At 76.1% G+C, this 20,747-nt stretch carries 12 protein-coding genes and 2 pseudogenes; 4 read left to right on the top strand and 10 right to left on the bottom strand.

The window, feature by feature from the left end:
* Positions 1–2 precede the first annotated feature (2 nt).
* The 6 genes and pseudogenes from CCZ36_RS10525 to CCZ36_RS10500 all read right to left on the bottom strand — a co-directional run bounded on the left by CCZ36_RS10525 (position 3) and on the right by CCZ36_RS10500 (position 7,150).
* Positions 3–623 (bottom strand): GAF domain-containing protein, encoded by a 621-nt coding sequence (locus tag CCZ36_RS10525; RefSeq protein WP_206515720.1) that lies wholly within the window; start codon positions 621–623, stop codon positions 3–5.
* Positions 607–1,551 carry a S8 family peptidase gene (locus CCZ36_RS10520; RefSeq protein WP_237302624.1) on the bottom strand — a complete coding sequence of 315 codons (945 nt, stop codon included), beginning with the start codon at positions 1,549–1,551 and terminating at the stop codon, positions 607–609. The genes CCZ36_RS10525 and CCZ36_RS10520 overlap by 17 nt, the downstream gene beginning before the upstream one ends.
* A gap of 3 nt (positions 1,552–1,554) precedes the next feature.
* Positions 1,555–4,871 (bottom strand): annotated as a pseudogene (locus CCZ36_RS36505) (adenylate/guanylate cyclase domain-containing protein).
* Between the two features lie 154 nt (positions 4,872–5,025).
* Complete coding sequence (locus CCZ36_RS10510; protein ID WP_069740677.1) at positions 5,026–5,244, bottom strand: aroma-sacti cluster domain-containing protein; 219 nt, start codon at positions 5,242–5,244, stop codon at positions 5,026–5,028.
* Positions 5,241–5,966, bottom strand: coding sequence for an iron-containing redox enzyme family protein (locus CCZ36_RS10505; protein WP_069740676.1), 726 nt, complete (start codon positions 5,964–5,966; stop codon positions 5,241–5,243). Before CCZ36_RS10505 ends, CCZ36_RS10510 begins: the two co-directional genes overlap by 4 nt.
* Positions 5,963–7,150 carry a radical SAM protein gene (locus CCZ36_RS10500; RefSeq protein WP_069740675.1) on the bottom strand — a complete coding sequence of 396 codons (1,188 nt, stop codon included), beginning with the start codon at positions 7,148–7,150 and terminating at the stop codon, positions 5,963–5,965. The genes CCZ36_RS10505 and CCZ36_RS10500 overlap by 4 nt, the downstream gene beginning before the upstream one ends.
* A 320-nt stretch (positions 7,151–7,470) precedes the next feature.
* Between CCZ36_RS10500 and CCZ36_RS34745 the strand changes: the two genes are divergently transcribed.
* The 4 genes from CCZ36_RS34745 (at position 7,471) to lanKC (ending at position 12,052) form a co-directional block, all read left to right on the top strand.
* Entirely contained in the window at positions 7,471–7,632 is a 162-nt protein-coding gene (locus CCZ36_RS34745; RefSeq protein ID WP_164873496.1) for a hypothetical protein, read from the top strand.
* Between the two features lie 73 nt (positions 7,633–7,705).
* Positions 7,706–7,864, top strand: a complete 159-nt coding sequence (locus CCZ36_RS34740) for a hypothetical protein (protein WP_164873495.1) — start codon at positions 7,706–7,708, stop codon at positions 7,862–7,864.
* Between the two features lie 174 nt (positions 7,865–8,038).
* Positions 8,039–9,406, top strand: coding sequence for an MFS transporter (locus CCZ36_RS10495; RefSeq protein ID WP_128817525.1), 1,368 nt, complete (start codon positions 8,039–8,041; stop codon positions 9,404–9,406).
* A gap of 12 nt (positions 9,407–9,418) precedes the next feature.
* Complete coding sequence (gene lanKC / locus CCZ36_RS10490; RefSeq protein WP_128817524.1) at positions 9,419–12,052, top strand: class III lanthionine synthetase LanKC; 2,634 nt, start codon at positions 9,419–9,421, stop codon at positions 12,050–12,052.
* Here the strand turns inward: lanKC and CCZ36_RS10485 are convergent.
* The 4 genes and pseudogenes from CCZ36_RS10485 to CCZ36_RS10470 form a co-directional block, all read right to left on the bottom strand.
* Positions 12,039–13,978 (bottom strand): annotated as a pseudogene (locus tag CCZ36_RS10485) (BTAD domain-containing putative transcriptional regulator). The gene lanKC and the pseudogene CCZ36_RS10485 sit on opposite strands and share 14 nt — an antisense overlap.
* A gap of 216 nt (positions 13,979–14,194) precedes the next feature.
* A complete protein-coding gene (locus tag CCZ36_RS10480; RefSeq protein ID WP_128817523.1) occupies positions 14,195–17,125 on the bottom strand; it encodes a helix-turn-helix transcriptional regulator in 2,931 nt (976 codons plus the stop codon).
* 79 nt (positions 17,126–17,204) lie between these two features.
* Positions 17,205–17,402 (bottom strand): hypothetical protein, encoded by a 198-nt coding sequence (locus tag CCZ36_RS10475; protein ID WP_069740673.1) that lies wholly within the window; start codon positions 17,400–17,402, stop codon positions 17,205–17,207.
* A gap of 115 nt (positions 17,403–17,517) precedes the next feature.
* The gene (locus CCZ36_RS10470) at positions 17,518–20,616 is read right to left on the bottom strand and encodes a type 2 lanthipeptide synthetase LanM family protein (RefSeq protein WP_373297625.1); all 3,099 of its coding nucleotides are present in this window, start codon (positions 20,614–20,616) and stop codon (positions 17,518–17,520) included.
* Positions 20,617–20,747 lie beyond the last annotated feature (131 nt).

Genomic DNA, 20,747 nt, shown 5'->3' with positions numbered 1-20,747 from the left:
CCTCAGCCGACGCCCCGCAGCAGCCGCTCCAGGCTACCCAGCAGCTTCAGCGCGTCCTCGCGTTGCGCGCCCGCCAGCGTGGGCCCGGCGAGGACCGGGTGCTCCCCGGCCTCCCGTACCCGCTCCGGGGTGATCACCCGCAGGGCGGCGGCGGCCTGCCGGGCGAACATCGCGAGCAGATCCAGCTCCCGTACCCCCGACCGGGCCTGCGGGGAGGGGTCCAGCACCTCCAGGACACCCAGGATCCGGGCGTCGCTGATGAGCGGGGCCGCCATCAGGGCGTTCGGTACGTACGCCGTCGACTCCGCCAGCGAGCGGTCGAAGGACGGGTCGGCGCTCAGGTCGTCGACCACCATCGGCTCGCCGGAGGTCGCCACCCAGCCGGCGATCCCGCGCCCGGCCGGGAACCGGCGGCCCACCAGGAACTCCTCGCCCTGCCCGGACACGGCCTGGAAGACCAGCTCGTCCGCCTCCTCGTCGAGCAGGAACACCGAACTGGCCTCGGCCCCGAAGATGGCGCGGGCCACGTCGACGACCGACTGGAGCAGCTCGCTGCGCGGCGCGTCGATGACGGGAGAGGCGGGGGAGACGGGGGACAGGGCGGAATCAGTTCTCTGAGTCATCACGGGTATCTCCTGTATCTCCTGCCGGAGGGGAAGAAGGACGCGGCGCGTGGCGCACGTTGGCCGCGGACAGATAGAGGGCGTTCTTGAGCTGGAAGGCCGTCATCCGCGGATGCGCGGACAGCACACGGGCGCAGAGCCCGGCGACGTACGGCGTGGCGAAGCTGTTCCCCGTGGTGCGGATCGTCCGGCCGCCCAGCCAGGGCACGGTCACGTTCTGGCCCGGCCCGAAGAACTCCACCGGGGGCTCGGGGTTGTACAGGTGCAGTTCGGGGTCGTCCTCCTGGTGGCTGCCCACCGAGATCACGGAGGCGAACCGCCAGGGGAAGCTCTCCACCGGGGTGTTGTGCGCCGAGGCGACGATCACCGTACGGGCGAAGTAGGCGCTGTCGGCCAGACTGTGCAGCTCCTGCGCGAACCGGGTACGGGTCGTCGACAGGCTGAGGTTGACCACGTCGAACCGTTGCTCCACCGCCCACCGCAGCCCGGCCATCAGGATGTCGCCGGTGCCGGAGAACCGCTCCCCGAGCACCCGCACGCTGTGGATCTCGCACTCCGGGGCGGTCCGGCGGATGATGCCCGCGCACGCGGTGCCGTGGCCGCAGGTGTCGCCGGTCGTGGTCGGCTCGACGGTGATCCCGCCGCTCTCCCCGTCCTTGACGACCACCCAGGAGCCGGCCAACGGGCCGACCAGCGGGTGGTCGCGCTCCACGCCCGAGTCCACGACGCAGACGCGGACGCCGCGCCCGGTGGCGGGCCCGGCGGGGCGGCCGAGCGGCGGCCCGGCGTCCGCCAGCACCGGTACGTCGTCGGGACCGCGCCCGCGCAGACTCCAGGTCAGGCCCTGTCCCGGGGCCGCACGCGCCCCGGTCCGCACCGATTCCGCCCGTGTCTGTGCCGGTGCTCGTGCCGGTTCCGTGGTCGTCATCGGTCAGCTCCTCTCCCTCGTCGTGGCCATCGGCAGGGGCGGGCGCGCGAGGAACCCGGAGACCCGGCGCACCCCCGGCAGATGCCCCTTGTCCGTGAAGTGCGCCCCGGCCGCACGGGCGGCTGCCCCGGCCTCCGGATGCCGGCCCAGCACGGCGAGCGTGTGCGCCCGGTCCAGCTCGGCCGTCGCCTGCACCAGCGGGGAATCGGTGAGCAGCGACGCCCGCACCGCCTGCTCCGCCCACCCGGCCGCCTCCTCGGGCCGGTCCCGCGCCGTCAGCCGGGCCCGCAGCCCCGCCAGGTCCACCGCGTCCGCCCGGCTCAGCCCGGAAGCGTCGCCGACGCCCGCCAGCCGCTCCGCCGCCCGGTCCTCCCGGCCCTCGTCCAGCTCCAGGCGGGCCGCGTCCAGCGCCACCGCCGTCCGCATCCCGGCCGCCCCCGTGCGCCGGGCCGCCGCGTCCGCCCGGCCGAGCAGCTCCAGCGCGGATGCGCTCCGGCCGGACAGCGCCTCCACCGTCGCCCGGAACATCGGCAGGAAGACCTCCGCCTCGGCGAACCCCAGCTTCCCGGCCAGCCGCTCCGCCTCGGCCAGGCAGCCGTACGCGTCATCGGCCGCGTCCTGGAGCGCGTACAGCACCGCCAGGGGGCAGTTGAGCGTGACCCGGACCGTGGGGCGGCCCGCGCCGTGCGCCGCCAGCAGCGTCCGGCAGCGGATCACCGCGGCGGGCACCGGGACCGGCCCGCGCCACAGGGAGATGCCGATCGCGCCGAGCGCCCCGGCCCGCTCCGGCTCCGCGCCGGCCAGCACGGCGTGCTCCAGGGCCCGCGCCTGGTCCCGCTCGGCCTCCTCGTGCCGCCCGGACCGCTGGAACTGCTGGGCGAGCCGCAGATGGGCGCGCGCCCGGCCGACCGAGTCCCCGGCCGCCTCGAACACCGGGAGCACGGTACGGGCCACGGCGGCGGGGCCGGGTCCGGGGGCGCCCGGGTCCAGCACCGCGAGCGCGAGACGGGCGTGCGCGGCCTCCACCGGATCGGCCGCCTTGTCCCGTACCCGGAGCAGCAGTTCGGCGCCCTCCGCGGCGCGGCCGAGCGCCACCCGCACCTCGCCGAGCCGCCGGGTCGCCGCCGGGTCGCCGGGGCTCAGCTCCACCGCCCGCTCCAGCAGGCCGTGCGCCCAGTGCAGGTCGGACCGGGCGGCGGCCTGCGCCCCGGCCCGGCCCAGCGCGGCGGCGGCCCGGTCGCGCAGCAGACGGGCCCGGTCGTCCAGCAGACCCAGCTCCGCCCGGTAGCGGTAGGCCCGCTCCAGATGGCCGCCGACCGCCCCGTCGCCGCTGCGCAGCACACTGGGCAACTCGGCTGCCCAGGCGTGGCGTTCGGCCTTGGACCGCTTGGACAGCGAGGCGTACGCGACCTCGTGCACCAGTCCGCTGCTGAACCGGTACGCCTCCGCCGCCCGGTCTCCCGAAGGGCCCGACTCGACCAGCCGCCGGCGGCCCAGCGCTTCCAACGCCTCGTCCACGAGCTGCCGTTGCGAGGTGGCCCCATGCCCCTCCGCGGCCCGTACGGACAGCTGGAGCCGGACCAGTTCCGGTGCGGTGAACTCCCGGCCGATCACGGCGGCCAGGTCCACCACATCGCGCTCCGCCCGGGCCAGCGCACCGATCCGCGCGCCCAGCAGCGCCTGGAGCGTGGGCGGCAGCTCCTCGCCGGCCGCCCCGCCCGGCCCCGCCGCCCCGCCCACTCCGCCCCCGGCGTCCGCCCGGTCGCCGACCAGGAGCTGTTCCAGATAGAGCGGGTTGCCCCCGGCCCGCGCCAGGAGCCGGTCGATGCCGGGGACCCCGTCGTCGCCGGCCGGGTCCTTGTCGCCGGGCCCAGCACCTTCGGCGGGCCGGATGCCGTCGCCGGGCGGCCCGCCGTCCGGACCGGCGAGAACTGCGGCCAGCCTCGCCGCCTCCTCGTACGGCAACCCCGTGAGCTGGAGCGACGCCCCCGCACCGGCGGGCGGATCGTCGCCCCCGTCCGGCCCGTCCGGCCGGCCCGCGCAGAGCACCAGCACGCCGGCGCACCCCGAACCGTCCGTCAGCCGGTGCACCGTGCGGACCAGCAGCGGGGCCGCCGCGTGCCAGTCGTCCAGCACCAGGACGACCGGGCGGATCCGGGCCACCCGTTCCAGGACCGTCGTCAGGGCCGCGCACATGTCCTCGAAGGGCGCGTTCGGCGTACCGTCACGCAGCAGACCCCCGGACAGCAGAGCCATCGCGTCGTCGACCGCCGGCCCGTCGGCGGCCTCCTGCGGGTTCTTCGAGGGGTCCGCCGCGGCCAGCAGGGAGCGCACCGCGTCGGCCAGCGGCGCGAGGGTGCCGTGGTCCCCGTAACTGCGGCACCGCCCGGCCCCGTACGCGAGCCCGCCGGACCGCGACCGCCCCACCAGCCACTCCCGTACCAGCCGGGTCTTTCCGATCCCCGCCTCCCCGGCGACCCGCAGCAGTGCGGCCGCGCCCTCGCGCACCGCCCGCTCCAGCGCGGCGTCCAGCGCCCGCCGCTCGGCGTCGCGCCCGACGAACGGGACGTCGAAGCGGCGCAGCAGCTCGGGGTCGTCCGCGCCCAGCGCGAGCAGCCGGTGGGCCTCGACGCTGTCCCGCTTGCCCTTGAGCCGCAGCGGCCCGGTGGGCTCGGCGCGCACCGTGGGACCGGCGGCGAGCAGGGTCCCGGGGCCGATCAGGATCTCGCCCCGGCCCGCGTTCTGCTCCAGCCGGGCGGCGATGTTCACGGTCTCCCCGGAGACCAGCGCCTGCCGGGCGGTCCGGTCCGAACCCGCCACCACCTGACCGGTGTTGACGCCGATCCGGATGGCCAGCTCGATGCCGAGGGTGGCGGCCAGCTCCTCGTTCAGCCGGGCGAGTGCCCGGCGCATCCCGAGCGCCGCCGCCAGCGCCCGGCGGGCGTCGTCGTCCCGGACCACCGGGACGCCGAAGACGGCCATCACCGCGTCCCCGATGAACTTCTCCGGGGTGCCGCCCCACGCCACGATCTCCGCGCTCATCGCCTCGAAGTACCGGAGGGTCACCGTGCGCAGCGTCTCCGGGTCGAGCACGCCGGACAGCGCGGTGGACCCGACGAGATCGCAGAAGAGCACGGTCACCGGCTTGCGTTCGTCGGCCGGCGGGGGAGTGTCCGCGAGGGCCGGCCCCGCCCGGCGGCCACCGGGGCGGTGGCGGACCCGGCGGCCCCGGTGGTCACGTCGGTCGCGCACGGCGTCCCGCAGGACGAGCAGAAGCGGGCCGTGGGCGGCAGATCCTGCCGGCACGAGAGGCAGTTCATGACGGGTCCTTCTCTCCGGACTGTCGGGCTCTCCGGGACGTCGGGGCTCTCCGGACTGTCGGGCTCTCCGGACTGGCGGGGGGTACGGGCCCGGCCGCGGTGGTCGCGGTGCCGGGCCCGTACCGCCGGCCGGCCCGAACCGGGCCGGGCCGGGTCAGAACAGCGCGCCCCCGGCGATCTCGCCGTGCGCCTGGACCTCCGGCCCCACGGCGTCCAGCCGGCTCTTCACATCGAGCAGCAGCGCCAGTTCCTCCGGCGTCAGACCGCTCAGCACCTCGCGCTGCTCCTCGGTGAGCAGGTCGACGGGGAAGCCCGCCTCGTACAACGCGTCGGGCAGCGGCACCTGTTCGCCGTTGTCGGGTGGTCCGGTCATGGTGTGACTCCCATCGGTGAGACAGGTCCGGCTCCCCGCGGCGACGGCGCCGGCGCGGAGCGCCCGAGCCGGACGAACAGCCGGGTGAGCGCGTCGAGGGAGTGCAGGGCACTGACCGCCACGGCCGCTTCCCGGCCCCGGCCGAGCGGCAGCCGGTCCAGCAGGGCGTAGAGCTCGTCCAGGTGCTCCGTGTCGAGCACCGAGTGCTCCCGTACGGTCCGCAGGGCGGCGGCGGGCAGCCCGGTGCGCCGGGCGATGTGGTCGGTCAGGCCGGGGGCGGGCGCGTAGCCCTCCAGCACGGCGATGTAGCCGAGCAGGGCCACCGGGTGGTGGTGCTCGATCCAGTAGTACTGGGACCCGACGAGCGAGGCGATCAGGGGAGAGGGCAGCGGGCCGAGCGCGTCCTCGCCCGCCCCGCCCGCCGCCCGGAGGTCCTCCAGCAGCCAGGCGTCGTGGCCCTCCTCCTCCCGGATGTGCTCCGCCAGATACCCGGCGAGCGGCGCCGCGAGCGGATCACCGGAGGCGGCCCGGCCGCGCAGGCGGTCGAGGGCCAGCTCCATCAGCGGGACGGAGGCGCGGATGACGGCGTGCATGGTGCACAGATACGTCCGGTAGCGCGGCAACAGCCCCTCGGCGCGCCACATGTGGTGTGTGGCGCCACGGAACTCCGGTTCCAGCAGCAGTAGTTTGGTCCGCAGCCGGACGGAGGCGCCGGTGCTCATCGGATGTCCCGTCCGTCGGTCTCCGGCCGGGCCGGCTCGCCCGTGGCGACCAGCGGCGCGTACTCCGCGCAGCCGTGGCGGCGCACGATGCCCTGGGCCCCCTCCCGGGAACCCCGCATCGCGGCCGTCAGGTCCAGCAGCGCGCCGGCCGCACCGCCCGCCACCGACCGGGCCCCGGCCGCCACCGCCTCGTCGCCGCCCAGCGCCCGGCAGCCGTCGCAGTAGGAGCCCGGCCGGGGGCCGGAACCGTACCGGGCGGCCAGATGCGTCGGCCCGACCGTGCGGAGCATGCGCAGCATCGGGGATTCCAGCGCCCTGCGGCGCACGGTCGCCCAGTCGTCGTGCGCGATGTGACCGAGGTCCAGATGGACCGGGACGGGCCGGCGGTCCACGGTGTCCTGGTTGCAGCAGGCCAGCACCCGGCCGTCGAAGGCGACCACCGGCCAGGCGGCCATCGAGCACGGGGACGCCGCGGCGGGGTCGGGACCGGTGCGGGTGGCCCGCGCCCAGGAAGCGGCCCGGCCGAACGGCCGTACCTCGTTGACCAGGCACGGCACCCGGCCGCCGAACTCCTCCTCCACCGCCCGGGTGAGGTCGGCGAGATACGGGTCCGAGCCGCCCGTCCCGGTGAGGTGGAGGCTCACGGCCACGCCCTCCTCCCGGACGAGGTGCAGGGCGCGGAACACGTCGGCCCGCGACACCTCGCGTTCGTGGTGGACGTCGAGCGAGGCCGAGAAATGGTCGACCGAGCGGATGGCGCGCAGGATGGCGGGCGGAACCGCCACGCCTCGTCGGCCCGTAAGCCCCCCGCCCGGTGTGCCGCGCCCGTACAGCCGGCCCCCGGCCCGCCGCCCCCCGCCCCGTCGGCTCCAGCCCCGCGCGAAGAACATGCCGCTCAGGAGCGCCGTACGGGATCCGGATTCCCGTGCCAGGGTGCTCAGCCGTTCGGCGAGCGCGGGCAGGAGCAGCGGCTCCCCGCCGGTGAGCATGACCACGTCGGGCCGGTTCTCCGTGGTGAACGAGCCGACGAACCGCTCCAGTTGAGCGGCGTCCGGCTCCTGGCGGGTGGACAGGCCGGACCCGGTCGAGCAGTGCGCGCAGCTCAGCGGGCAGCGCCGGGTGAGACCGAGCAGCAGTCCTGCGGCGGGGAAGGGCCGCCGTGCGACGAGTTCGGCGAGTTCCATGCGGGCCGCCTCCTTCGGGGCCGGGGCGCGTCGGGCGCGTACCCAGGCTGTGGGCCACCGGTTCGAGGACGGTCCGAAGGCGCTTCGGCAGCGGTATGGGCGCAGGTCGGCACGGGCTCCCGGGGCGTCGGCCCACCCGGCCGGGGGTGCTCCCTCCGCCGCGAGCTGGGGCCAAACCGGAGCCATACCGGCGGCGAAGCGATCGCCAGGCCCGGCTTCCTAACTTTCTCGGCAACGGCAGGCACCGGCCCGCCGCACCGGACACCGGAGGGCGTCCTCCGGTGTACCGGTCCCGCAGTGACGAGTGGATGGAGACCACCATGTCCGAGAACACCAAGCCGGCCGGCGACGAGACCAACGAGACCCCCGAGGTCGAGGCGCACTCCGTGCTGGACCTCCAGGAGACGTCCGTCAACGCCGACCGCGACATCATCGCGCCCCCCGGCAACTGCATCAGCGTGCTCAGCGTCGTCGAGAACTGATCTCGCCCGCCGCACACCGCATTTCCGTCACACCGCGATCCGCACACCGCACATCCAGTGGATGGAGACCACCATGTCCGAGAACACCAAGCCGGCCGGCGACGAGACCAACGAGACCCCCGAGGTCGAGGCGCACTCCGTCCTGGACCTCCAGGAGACGTCCGTCCAGGGCGGCGACACGACCGACGGCAACTGCATCAGCGTGCTGAGCGTCGTCGAGCAGCAGCGCTGAACTGAGCGCTGAACCACCGGGCCGTGCGCCGCGGCGGGACGAGGCCGAGGCCTCGCCCCCGCGGCGCCCGGCCGGCGGCCAGGCGGTACGGGGCGGCTCCGCGAACAACGGGAGCCGCCCCGCCGCGCTTGTCCTTCGTCCCACGTCCGTACGCCGATCTCCGGGAGCCTGCCGATGGCCACGCCCCTCAGCTCCAACCGGGACTTCCGGCTGCTCTGGATGAGCGGCCTGTTCGCCGTTCTGGGCAGCCAGATGAGCGCCCTCGCGCTGCCCCTGCTCATCCTCAAGGAGACCGGCTCCGCCGTGCAGGCCGGCACCGTGGGGACCGTCTCCATCTGCGCCGTGCTGATCACGATGCTCCCCGGCGGGGTCATGGCCGACCGGGTCGAACGCCGTCGGCTGATGCGGCTGTGCGACGTGGGGAGCCTGCTCGCGGTCACCGCCCTGACCGTCGCCGTGTGGAACGGCCACGCGCCCATGGCGCTCGTCCTGCTGGTCGCCACCGCCGGAGCCGTCCTCAACAGCGTCTACGCTCCCGCCGCCTTCGGTCTGCTGCGCGCGGTCGTGCCACCGGACCAGATGGGCCAGGCGACCGCCCGGCTCCAGGCGCGTACCGCCACGGTCCGGCTGGTCGGCCCGCTCGTCGGCGGAGCGCTCTTCGGCATCCACGAGGCGCTGCCCTTCACCGCCCAGTTCCTCGGCCTGTTCCTGTCGACCGTCTGCGTGGCCCTCGTACGCACCCGCTCGGCCGCCCGCAAGAAGGCCGGGTCGGTCCTCAGCCGCGACGAGCTCACCGCCGGACTCGGCTTCCTCTGGCAACTGCCCTACCTCCGAACCGTGTTGCTGGTCTTCGGCCTCGGCATGAACTTCGCGTTCGGCGCTCTCACCTTCACCGCGCTCGCCGTCTTCTCCGAGGGCGGCCGCTCCGGGCTCGGCGGCGGCTTCGTCATCACCTGCGTCTCGGCGGGCGCCCTGGTGGGTGCGCTGCTCGCACCCCGGCTCTCGCCCGACCGGCACATCCGGGCCCTCCTGGTCGTCACCTGCTGGAGCTGCGTGCTGACGGCCGGAGTGCTGGCCTGGCTCAGCAGCCCGCTGGTGGCGGGGCTCCTCTGCGCGGTGTGCATGTGCCTGTCGACGGTCGCCAGCATCGGCTTCCTGTCGACCTTGCTGGTCGTCACCCCCGAGGACCGGGTCGGCCGGGTGCAGAGCGCGGCCTCCTTCCTGTCCTCGATCGTCCAGCCGTTCGGCCCGCTCGCGGGCGGCGCGCTGCTGACCGCGCTCGGCCCGCGCAACGCCTTCGGCGTGGTCGGGGCGGTGCTGGCCGTCTCGGCGGCGGTCATGACGCTCGCCCCCTCCGTACGGTCCGGGGCCGTCCCACCGCCCTCCGGCCCCGCCGCCCCGGACGACGACGAAGCCGTCGCCCCCGGCCCGCATGCGGCCGTGCCGCACCCCGCCCCTGGCGCCGCCGCCCCTGACGCCCCCGGCCCGCGCGAGGCCGCGCCCCGCCCCGTCCCCGACGCCGCCGGTCCCGGCGCACTCTGAGGAGGTATTGCCGTGCCCGGCATCCAGGAGACCCAGCTGTACTGCCTCGCCGACCGCCGGTACTACGACACCCCGGCGCGGCTGCCCGACCAGGAGACCCGCTACCCCCTCGACACGGCCGAACCGCCCGCCGGGTGGCGGCGCGTGGCCGGCGGGCTGTGGACCGCGCTGCTGCCCGAGGACGGCGAGCCGGCCGAACAGGGCTGGAAGATCCATGTGTCGACCGTCCCCGAGGAGGCGGCGCTGACCCTTCGCGACACCGCCGCGATCTGCCTCCGCCACCGGGTGCCGTTCAAATTCCTCCGCAGCGAGCAGGCGCTCCTGCTGATGTCGGGAAAGTACATGTCCCGAGGCAGCGCGGGGAAGTTCCTCACCCTCTACCCGCCGGACGAGACGGCCCTGACCCGCGTGCTCGACGAGCTGACCACGGCCCTCGCCGGCCGCCCGGGCCCGTACATCCTGAGCGACCTGCGCATCGGCGACGCCCCCGTCTACGTCCGGTACGGCTCCTTCGTCGACCGCTGGTGCCGCGACGCCCGGGGTGAGCGGGTGCCCGCCCTGCGCCACCCCTCCGGTGAACTCGTGCCCGACGAACGGGGCGTGGTGTTCCGGACGCCCGCCTGGGTGAAGGTGCCCGAGCTGCTGCGGCCCCACCTCGCCGCCCGCGCCGCCGCCCGCGACGACTCCTTCCCGTACACCGTCACCGAGGCGCTCCAGTTCTCCAACGCGGGCGGCATCTACCTCGCCCGGCACCGGGAGACCGGCCACCGGGTCGTGTTGCGCGAGGCCCGGCCGCACTGTGGGCTCGACGCGGTGGGCGACGACGCCGTGACCCGGCTGGAGCGCGAGCACCGGGCCCTCACGGCGCTCGCCGGGCTCGACTGCGTACCGGAGGTGTACGGCGTACGGACCGTGTGGGAGCACCGGTTCCTGATGACGGAGTACGTGGAGGGGCCGACCCTGCTCGACGAGATCGTGGCCCGCTTCGCGTTGGTACGCGGAGCCCGCACGGCGGACGAACTCGCCCCCTACGCGGCGTGGGTGCACCATGTGACCGCCCAACTCGGCGACGCACTGCGCGAGATCCACGGCCGGGGGCTGCGCTTCGGCGATCTGCACCCCTCCAACATCATTCTGCGGCCCGACGGTCGGCTCGCCCTCGTCGACTTCGAGTACGCCACCGAACTCGACGACGAGACAACCCCGTTGGCCGGCGCCCCCGGGCTCCAGGCGCCGCCCGGCACCCCGGGCGCGGAGGCCGACGCCTACGCCCTGTGGGCGACCTGGCTCACCATGCTGATGCCGCTGACCGAGATGGCCTCCCACGACCGGGTCAAGGCACTGTCCCTGGAGTCCTGGGCCCGGGAGCGCTACGGTCTCGCGCCCGACGCCGGTCCGGCCCGCCCGGCCCTGCTGTGGGCGGCGGAGCGCGCCATGGACCGGGAGAGCGAGATCGCCGCCCTCCTGGGCGGGCCCACGCCCGACTGGGCCGAGCTGCGGGCCCGGCTGATCGCGGGTATCCACGCGGGCGCGACGCCCGAGCGGCACGACCGGCTCTTCCCCGGCGACCCCAAGGGCTTCGCCACCGGCGGTACGGATCTGGCGCACGGGGCCGCCGGTGTCCTCTACGCCCTCCACCGCGTCGGGGCCCCGGTCCCGGCCGCCTGGACCGACTGGCTCGCGGAGACCGCCCGCCGCCGCGACCCCGCGGCCCCGGGCGGCCTCTACGACGGGTTGCCGGGCACGGCCGTGACGCTGGCGCTGCTCGGCCGCCCGGACGAGGGGCGCGAGCTGTTCGCCCGAGCCGCCGAGGCCGCCCACCCGTCCCCCTCGGTCGACCTGCTCACCGGGCGCGCGGGCATCGCCCTGGCCGCCGTCCGCCTGGCCGCGGCCGGCCCCGGCGCCCCGGACCCGGAGCTGGTGGACACCGCCCTGCGCACCGCCTGGGACCTCGACTGCCTGGTGCGGGGCGAGACGGTGGCGGGCGGCCCCGCGGCCCCGCCGTCGGCCGGGCTGCTGCGCGGACTCAGCGGCGCGGCGCTGCTCCACCTCGAACTGCACGCGCTCACCGGCGAGGAGTGGCTGCTGCGCGCCGCCCGCACCGCCCTGTACCGGGACTCCGGCCACTGCGTCGCGATGGACGACGGCACGGTCCAGGTCAAGGACGGCCGCCGCCACCTCCTCTACCTCGACCAGGGCAGCGGCGGCTTCGCCCTGGTCGCCCGCGCCTACCTGGCCCGGCAGGAAGCGCCCTCGCTCGCGGGTCTGCTGCCCGGGGTGCGCAAGGGCTGCGGCAACGAGTTCGTCCGCGAGCCGGGGCTGTTCACCGGGCGCGCCGGACTCGTCGCCACCGCCCGTCAGCTGGAGGACGGCGGCCCGGTCGGGCCCGAGGTCCTCGCCTCCGTGCGCAACCTGTCCTGGCACCTGGTCGCCGACGGGGACCGGCTGCTGGTGCCCGGGGCCCGGCTGCGGCGCTGCTCCGCCGACCTGGCCACCGGGTCGGCCGGACTGCTGCTCGCCCTGCACTTCCTGGCGGGGGCGGATGCCGGGTCGGACAACGACGGGGCCGCCGCCCCGGGGGGCCATGGCCTCGGGAGCGACGGCCACCGGCCGCACGATCTGCTGAAGCTGCTCACCCTGGGCTGAGGGCGACGGCGGGCGCACCGGTCCGGCCGGCCACCGGCCCCAGTGCGCCCGCCCCCTGCTCGCCCGTCGCCGCCTGTTCACGCGCGAACAGGCAGAGCAGGCGCGGCACTTCGTACAGTGCGGCATGCGCGGTGACCTCGCCCGCCGGGGAGGTCACCGCACCGGCGTCGATCAGCGACTCCACGGCCCGGATCGCCGCCCGCTCCCCGCAGCCCAGCGCCACCGTGGCCCGGTCCAGGGTGAAGCACCCGTCCTCGGCGAGCCCCGCCAGCCGCCCCAGCACCCACCGGTCGCCGTCCGCCAGATCCCGCCAGCCGGACGCGATCCGGTGCCGTACGGAGACGTCACCGGCGACCAGTTCGTCGAGCGCGGCCGACGGGTCGTCGAGCCGGTCCGCGTACTCGGCCAACGGCAGATGCCGCAGCACCGCCAGCCGCATCCCGCTCACCTCCACCGCCAGCGGCAGCCCCCGCAGGCCCGGACGATGCGCAACGCCGCCCCCGGGTCCGTCCGCAGCCGGCCGGCCCCGATCAGCTTTCCCAGCAGCTCCAGCGCCTCGCCGTCCGCCAGCGCGGGCAGCGCGATGCGGTGCACCGGGGCCAGACCGGGCAGCTGGCCCCGGGCGGTGACCATGACGGCGCACTTCCCCGACCGGGGCAGCAGCCCCCGTACGCACGCCTCGTCCGGCACGTCGTCCAGGACCACCAGCGCCCGGTGCCGGGCCTGCCACTCCTGCCAGGCCTCCGCGAGCGCCGCGAGGGCGCCGGCCGACGCGGGGACCTCAGCGCCTGTCGCCGGCCCCGGGGCCTCGGCGCGGGCCTCCGCCACCCCGCACCACCGGCCCAGCTCCGCCAGGATCTCCGCCCGGCCGCGCGCCGTGCCGTCCTCCCGGCGCACCCGTACGTGGACGCGGCCGTCGGGGAACGGATCGGCCAGCAGCTGCGCCGCCCGGACCGCCAGCGCCGACTTGCCGGCCCCGCCCGGGCCCGACACGACGACCACGCGCTCCCCGCCGCCCAGCACGTCGAGCAGGTCCCGGAGCTCCTCCCGGCGGCCGGTGAACGCCCCGGTACCGGCGGGCAGCGCCACCGGGCACGTCGTCTCCCGGGACACGGCGGGCCGCCGCGCCTCCCGCCCCCGGCCGAGCATCGAGCGGTACAGCCCGGCCATCGCCGGACTCGGCTCCAGGCCCAGCTCCCGGGCCATCAGCTGCCGGTAGTCGTCGTACACCGCCAGGGCCTCGGCCTGCCGGCCGGACTGGTGCAGGGAGTTCATCCAGGCGGCCCGCAGCCGCTCCCGCAGCGGGTGGCGCTCCACCAGATCCCGCAGCCCGTCCACCGCGACGGCGGCCCGGCCCAGCTCGATCTCGGCCTCCGCCCAGTCCTCGTACACCGTCAGGCATCGGGCCTCCAGACGGTCCGCCTCCTCGGCCACCCCGGCCGAGTCCCGCAGATCGTGCAGCGGCGGCCCCTCCCACAGGTCGAGCGCCTCGCGCAGCAGCCGGGCCGCGCCGGCCACATCGCCCCGCTCGGCAGCCGCCCGCCCCGCACGGGCCAGCGCCCCGAAGCGCAGCGTGTCCAGCTCACTCTCGGCGATGCGCAGTTGATAGCCCCCGCAGCCGTGCACCAGCCGGTCAGCCCCGCCGTCCCCGGCCGGGCCCAGGAGGGCGCGGGCGGCACTGATGTAGACCTGGAGGTTCTTGCGGGCGGTACGGGGTGGGTCGTCCGGCCACACCGCGTCGGTCAACACGTCCACCGCTACCGGGGTGTTGGGCCGGGACAGCAGGGTGGCGAGGACCAGGCGCTGCTTGCGCGGGCCGAGCGGCAGTTCACGGCCGTCCCGCCGGGCGGTCAACGGGCCGAGCAGCGAGAAGTGAACGGCACCGGCGGCGCCGGCAGAACCGGTACGGACGGGAGGTCGGGTCATCAGCGGGCCTCCGGGAGGGGGACGGGCGGCGGACTGGACCGTGCGCACGGCCGATCCTGCTGCCGCCCACGCCTCCGCACATCGGGGCCCCGCCCGCATTTTCCGTCCGGGCACCCGACCGAAACCGCCCGGCACCCCCATGTTGCCCGGCCCGGCCCCCATGCCCGTACGTCCGCAGCGCGGCGCGGGTACGCGGTGAGCCCTGCTCCTCGCCCCTCAGGCCGGCTCGGCGGCGCACTCGGCGGCGAACTCGCACAGCGCCGCCCGGTCCGCACGGCCCGTCTTGTTCAGCAGGCTGGCCATGTGCTTCTCCACCGTGCGCGGCGAGATCGACAGCCGGCGGGCGATCTGCTGGTTCCCGGGCCGCTCGGGCAGCAGCACGAACACCTCGTACTCGCGGGGCGTCACCCCACTGGTCCGCAGCGGAGACGGGATCCGGTCCCAGCCGCCCCGGTGCTGGCCCACGCTCGCCCCCGCCTGCCGCAGCGCCGCCCGGCAGGCGGCGGAGACCGGCTGCACCCCGGCCCCGTAGAAGAACTCCTCGGCGGTCCGCAGCCACGCCACCGGCTCGCCCCACCCGTCCTCCCGGGCCGCGTCCGCGACCAGCCGCAGCCCCAGGTGGTGGGCGACCGGGAAGGGGGCGGAGCGCCGTGCGAAGGACGCCATCATCCGGGCGGCCCCGGCCGGGTCCCCCTTCCGGCCCAGCAGCACCGCGTCGGCCAGATCCAGGAACTGCCGGTTCCAGGCGAGGCAGCCCCCGGGAGCCGCCCGCGCCTCCTCCAGCTCCGTCCGGTCCGCCTGCCCGGCCAGGATCCGCAACAGCGGGCGCAGCCCGTACCGCCCGCTCAGGTAGTAGTAGCTCGGGTGGTCCAACTCCCAGGCCAGCGACTCGTCCAGACCCGCCGTCGCGCGCTCCCGGTCCTCCTCCAGCAGGGCCCCGAACGCCCGGCAGAGACCCGACCGGAGCGGCACCAGCAGCGACTGCTCCCCCCCGGCCCGCCGGAACGCGGCCAACGCCCGGTCCATGTCCCGCCGCCGCCCCCGGTGCGCGGCCATCGTCGCCCCGGCCAGCAGCAGATAGCGGTGGGCGGACAGATCCCCGACCCGGGCACTGGCCTCGGCCGAGCGGTCGATGATCTCCTGCGCCTCCTCCCACCGGGCGCACAGCACCGCGTTCATCGCGAGCAGTCCGTCGACCGTACGGGTCAGCAGCAGCGCGCCGAGATCGGTGGCCGCCGCCCGGGCGGAGAGCAGCCGGGACGCGTCCCCGGTCCGCATGAAGGCGTTCGCGCCCAGCCGTACCAGCGCCTCCACCCGCCAGACCGGCAGGGCGTGTTCGGTGGAGATCGACAGCATCCGCTCCAGCGCGGCGTCCGCCGCGTCGAAACCCTCCTCGCGCCGCAGCAGCGCCAGCAACTGCCAGGCCTGGCAGGCCACCACGGGCAGCCCCTCGGCCTCGGCGGTCTCGGCGGCCTGCTGGACGGCCTGCTCGGTCTCCACCGGATCCCGGTACGGCCGCCCGTGCCCGGGGAGCCCGGGGAGCAGCGCCAGATAGCCGTCGACCACCACGAGCGCGGCCCGGCGGCCCGGGGGCGGCGTCGGGCCGAGGAGGGCCCGGGCCGCTTCGACCTGGAGCGCGGCATCGGCGGGGCGCTCCGCCATGACCGCCGCCCAGGCGAGGTCGATGTGGATCTGGCCGCGCCGGGCGGCGGCCTCGGAACGCGCCGGAACCGGCGGCAGCGCGTCCGCGAGCTTCAGCGCGCCGTCCAGATCGCCGCCCTCGGCCCGGGCGACCGCCAACGACTCGGCGACGGCGGCTCGGTCGGCCTCGTCGGCCAGGGGGTGCGCCCGCTCCAGCAGCACCACGGCGGAGCCGTGCGCTCCCGAAGCGAGCATCCGTCTTCCGGCCTCCGCGAACTGGCGGGCGGCCCCGGCCCGGTCCCCCGCCGCCAGTTGCAGCGAGGCCACCAGCTGCCGCCCGTCCTCGTCCAGCGGCTCCCCGGACCGCTCGATGGCGGCGGCGGCCCGGCGGGCCAGGGAGGCGCGCTCGGCCGGTGCGAGCGAGGAGATCAGGGCCTCGGCGGTGAGCGAGTGCCGGAAGGTGTAGCGGTCGGGGGCCGCGCCGTCCGGGGCGATCACTCCGGCCTCCACCGCGGTCCGAAGGTGGGTGAACAGGGCCCGGTCCTCGAAGCCGGTGACGGTCTGGAGCACCGTCACCGAGAACTGGCTGCCCAGCGTGGCCGACGCCAGTAAGAGATCCCGTACCGGCTCGTCGAGACGCTCCAGCCTGCGGGCCCAACTGCGCACGATGTCCGAGGGGATGGAGTCGCCCTGCTGCTCCACCGCTTCCCAGCCGCCGTCCGTCCGCCGGAGCCGGCCGGTGTCGAGGAGGTCCGCCAGCAGCACTTCCAGCAGGTAGGGGTTGCCCGCGGCGCGCCCGGCCAGCCGCCGGTGCACCGCCTCCGGTATCTCCTGCGGCCCCGCTTCCAGACACGCGCCCGTCAGCGCCCGTACCTGGTCGCCGTCGAGTGGGCTCAGCTCCCTGACGGTCGCGGCCTGACGGCGCTCCGCGGAGCGTACGAGGTCCAGGGCGGCGCCCGGCTCCGGGCGCAGGGTGCCCAGGAACAGGATGGGCAGGTCGGCGAGGTTGTCGATGACGTACTCGACGACCGCGACGGTCTCCGTGTCGCAGTCGTGCAGATCCTCCAGCAGGATCGCGCAGCCCGCCTCCCTGCCCAGCACGGCCAGCAGCCGCAGCAGCGCCTCGGCCAGCTCCACGACCGTCTCCGGATATCCGGGCGATCCGGCTCTGCGCCACTCCGGGACCAGCCGGGCCAGCGCCGGATGGTAGGGCGCGAGCTCCGGATCGGTCGGGGTGCCGGCCGCCCGGAACCGGGACGCCAGCGCCTCGGCGAGCGGACGGAACGGCACGACGAGCCCGGTCGAGGTGGCCCGTCCGCGCAGCACCGGCATGCCGAGGCCGTAGGCCCGGTAAGCGCACTCGCCCACCAGCCGGGACTTTCCGATACCGGCTTCCCCGATGAGGAACAGCGCGCGCCCCGAACGCCGTTGCACGGCGTCCAGGGCGCTGCTCAGCAGTCCGATCTCCTCGTCCCGCCCGACGATGACCGGCGAAGTGGCTCGCATGGCCGCAGATTACTGGAGTGACAACTCCCACGGCAGCAGGCCAATTCGGCTCAATCGTCGCCGAGTTGGCTGGATCTGGTCACCACGGGGCCGTCATGGTGGTCCACGGCAGGTCGTGGCTGTAGCCGCTCTCGCCCTCCGAGGCGCTGAGGAGTCTGCTGCGCGCACCGAGTCCACCGGTGGACCCGAGGGAGATCTGCCCGGCCGGGTGCTCCGGCGAGCCCTCGTGCGCGATGTCGCCGGACGCCTGCAGGGCCGATTCGCCGAACTGCTTCATCTCTGCCTCATCCTCTGCTGATCGGTGATGGGTGGTGGTGATGGGTGATGCGATCGGTTTTCGGGATCTGGGGTTCGGGGTTCCGGGTTCTGCGTGCCGGCTGCCGGGACCCGGCTCAGGGGGCCCGGGAGGGGCTCAGGAGCAGGGCGGAGCCGATCCGGTCGGGGAACCCCGCCCGGAGCAGCCCGTGCCCGATCCCCGAGAGACCGGTGAGCAGCCCCGGGTGCGGCACGCGACCGGGCGTCCCGCACAGCGGCCCCGCCCGGTCCGCCGCGGCCACCAGCGTCCCGGCCCGGCGCACCCACGCGGCCCGTACGCCGGGCACGAGGGCGGGCAGGGCGCCGTGACCGAGGAGTTCGAGCAGCCCGGACTCCCCGTGGCACAGGCTGTCGTCGGCGAGCGGCCCCATGGCCGCCAGCTCGCCGGAGCGCGCCGCCAGCCAGCCGGACAGCTCCGGGTCCTCCCGGGCGTCGGGACTGTCGGCGATCGCCAGGGCGACCCCGGCCGTGCCGTCGCACCAGGCGGGCCCGTGGCCCGTCGCGGCGTCCGTCAGCGCGGTCGCCCGGCGCAGCGCGTTCAGCCCGGTGCTCCGGTGGCGGGCGTCGCCCCCGGCTTCGGCGAGGCGCAGCAGCGCCCAGCCGGCCCCCGCCGCCCCGTCCGCGAAGCCTCCGGTCTCGGGGACCGGGGCGGCGGCGATCCGCTCGGCGCAGCGCACGGCGCCCCACCAGGCCTGCGGGCGGCCGGTGACGCGGTACACCGCGAGCAGCGAGACCAGCCCGCCCGCCGCGCCGCCGCGCACCCCGTACCCGTCCTCGGCCGCGTTCGCCGCACAGCTCAGCCGGACGGCCGGACCGGCCTGGTCCAGCACCTCCCGGTCGCCCAGCAGTGTGCCCACCTCGGTCAGCGTGTACGCGATGCCGCCGAGGCCCGCGTAGGCGCCGGAGCCCAGGGCCCCCAGCTCGTCGGCCCGCCCGTGCAGGGCGTCCAGCAGCCCCGGGACCGGTGCGAGTGCTTCGCGGGCCGCCTCCGCGTACCGGGACACGCCGGTGAGCGCTGCCAGTTGGGCCAGGAAGAGCGCGGGTCCGGTGTAGCCGCCCGCGAGGTCCGCCGCCATCGGTGTGAGCCGCCAGTAGCGTTCACCGAGCAGTTCGAGCCCGATCCAGTTGGTGCGGCCCTCGTGCCGGTAGGCGAGGGAGACGAGCTGGTCGCCCACCGAGCGTGCGGCGGACAGCAGTTGCTCGGGCTCCGGCGCGGTCGCCGCACTCGGCGTCCGGCCGCCCGGGCCGGGCCGGTGCGGCGGCTCGGGGGAGGTGCTCACCATCGCGGTCCGGATGATCCGTTCCTGGTCCTGGCGGTCCACGGTGTCCATCGCGCGCACCTTCGCCTCGACGCGCGCCAGCCCGGTGGGGGCGTCGGCGCCGGGCGCGGACCCCTCGGGTGCCGAGCCCGCGACCGTACGGCCGGTGCCGCTCCACAGCCGGCCGGAGCCCGGCCGGGTGGCGAACACGGGCACGTCACCGCACCACAGCTCCGCGATCTCCTCGTCCTCCACGCCGGACAGCGCGGGCACGCCCAGGAGCGGGGTGCGCAGCAGGGACAGCACCCGGTGCCGTTCGGCGGCGTCCCGCATCAGGTCGGGGTGGGTCGACTCGTCCAGCAGCGTCGTGTACGTCCAGGTGGGCCGGGGGACGACGCGCACCTCGTCCCCGGCGAACCGCAGCAACGGCCCCTCCGAGCTCAGGAGTTCGTCCCGGTGGTCGCGGATCGCGGTGTACCCGGCGCGGAATCCGTCGCAGAGGGCCTCGGTGTACGCGGAGGGGTCGGCCGCCTCGGCGCCGAGCCGGGGCCGGTTGGCGGACTCCGTGAACCGCCCCGCTCGTCGTACCAGCCGCATGCGGTCGGTGCCGGCCTCCGCCCAGTCGGCGGTCTCGATGGGGGACGAGGCGGCCCGGCCCCCGCCGATGGCGGACATGTCGAGCGCGGAGGTGTCCCCGACGAGCAACTGGGGCAGCAGACCCACCCGGTGGACGGAGTCGTGCAGGGCCCGGGCGGCCGGATCTGCGGACCGGGCGGGCCCCAGCGGCGGGTGGAACAGGGTCTCCACATCGACCAGAACCGGGTGCGGGCCGCAGGCGATCAGGTTCTCGTGGTGCAGATCCGTACCGTCCAGCGCGTGCAGCAGGGCCAGCAGCGCGCCCTGACGCCGGTAGAACTGCCGGGTCTCCGCCCCCGAGGCGCAGGGCCGCTCCTCCACGAACTCGGCCCAGCCGTAGTCCCCCCGGTCCAGGACGCGCAGGACCCGCAGCTCGGGTGTGCCCGGCAGCGAACCGAACCACTCGACGAGGGAGTTGAAGTGCCGGTGCGCCGCGAGCGGGCGCGGCTTGTAGACCAGCCGGGTGCCGTCGGCGAACCGCAGGAGCATCACCGAGCGGCCGCCGCGGTGGCTGTCGCCCGCCCCCGCCTCGACCCCGGTGAGCGCCCCCGGCCCGGCAGCCGGTCCGAGCCCGCCCGGACCGGCTGCCGGGGCGCCGAACACCCCCGCGGGGGCCAGCAGATGCCGGTCGGCGGCCAGCCGCGCGACCAGCTCCGCGAAGGCGGACGCGGTGTTGAGGCAGGCCGTCGCGAGGAGGCGGGCCAGCACGGGGTAGCCGGTGACGAGCCGGTCGAGGCCGTCGCGGCGGGCGGTCAGCGCGACGAAGTCCCGGAAGCGCTCCTCGGGTCCCTCCCCGCTCAACCGGCCCAGCCGCCGGGCCTCGTGCAGTTCGGTGACGAGCGTGCGCGCCGCGATCCGGGCCAGCCGCCGGGTCAGCTGCCGCCGGAAGTCGGCCAGGACGGGCGCCCCGTCCCCCTCGGACTCCCCGCCCGCCAGCGCGTCCCGGAGCCTACCCGCGGCCGCCTCGACGAACGGCGCGACGATCGGCCCGAAGCCGCTGAGCCCCGGGTACGCGCGGTCGGCGACCACCACCTCGCGCGGGGCGGCGGCGACGGCCTCCCGGGCGAAGGAGGCCCAGGCGGGTTCGCCGGAGGTGCTGCCCCCGAGGACCCCGGGCAGCCACCACGGCTCGGAGGCCGCGCCGTGGAGGGGGGCGACGGAGACGGCGGAGGCGGCAGGGGCGGGACGACGGCTCGTACCTCTGTCGATCAGGTCCTTCTCCGCCACCGCACCGCACCTCCCCGGTCCCGGACCGGCCCCGTGCGGGCCGCCCGTGACCATCGTGGCGGGGGAGGGGGCACGGGCACATGGGGGAGTCGCCCCCATCTTTCGCCCTCCGGCCCGCGGAGCCCCCATGCGCGGCGAACGCCCGCCGCCCGTGGCCGCCTCCCACGGCCCGGGAAGGCCCACCG

The organism is Streptomyces sp. S063, assembly GCF_002832675.1.
GTDB lineage: Bacteria > Actinomycetota > Actinomycetes > Streptomycetales > Streptomycetaceae > Streptomyces > Streptomyces sindenensis.
This window is presented reverse-complemented; position numbering and strand designations above follow the sequence as displayed.

What these genes read in the sequence shown, in the direction of transcription:
- CCZ36_RS10525 (WP_206515720.1), bottom strand. Translation starts at nt 623, where the DNA reads ATGACTCAGAGAACTGATTCCGCCCTGTCCCCCGTCTCCCCCGCCTCT.
- CCZ36_RS10520 (WP_237302624.1), bottom strand. Translation starts at nt 1,551, where the DNA reads ATGACGACCACGGAACCGGCACGAGCACCGGCACAGACACGGGCGGAA.
- CCZ36_RS10510 (WP_069740677.1), bottom strand. Translation starts at nt 5,244, where the DNA reads ATGACCGGACCACCCGACAACGGCGAACAGGTGCCGCTGCCCGACGCG.
- CCZ36_RS10505 (WP_069740676.1), bottom strand. Translation starts at nt 5,966, where the DNA reads ATGAGCACCGGCGCCTCCGTCCGGCTGCGGACCAAACTACTGCTGCTG.
- CCZ36_RS10500 (WP_069740675.1), bottom strand. Translation starts at nt 7,150, where the DNA reads ATGGAACTCGCCGAACTCGTCGCACGGCGGCCCTTCCCCGCCGCAGGA.
- CCZ36_RS34745 (WP_164873496.1), top strand. Translation starts at nt 7,471, where the DNA reads ATGTCCGAGAACACCAAGCCGGCCGGCGACGAGACCAACGAGACCCCC.
- CCZ36_RS34740 (WP_164873495.1), top strand. Translation starts at nt 7,706, where the DNA reads ATGTCCGAGAACACCAAGCCGGCCGGCGACGAGACCAACGAGACCCCC.
- CCZ36_RS10495 (WP_128817525.1), top strand. Translation starts at nt 8,039, where the DNA reads ATGGCCACGCCCCTCAGCTCCAACCGGGACTTCCGGCTGCTCTGGATG.
- CCZ36_RS10480 (WP_128817523.1), bottom strand. Translation starts at nt 17,125, where the DNA reads ATGCGAGCCACTTCGCCGGTCATCGTCGGGCGGGACGAGGAGATCGGA.
- CCZ36_RS10475 (WP_069740673.1), bottom strand. Translation starts at nt 17,402, where the DNA reads ATGAAGCAGTTCGGCGAATCGGCCCTGCAGGCGTCCGGCGACATCGCG.
- CCZ36_RS10470 (WP_373297625.1), bottom strand. Translation starts at nt 20,616, where the DNA reads ATGGTCACGGGCGGCCCGCACGGGGCCGGTCCGGGACCGGGGAGGTGC.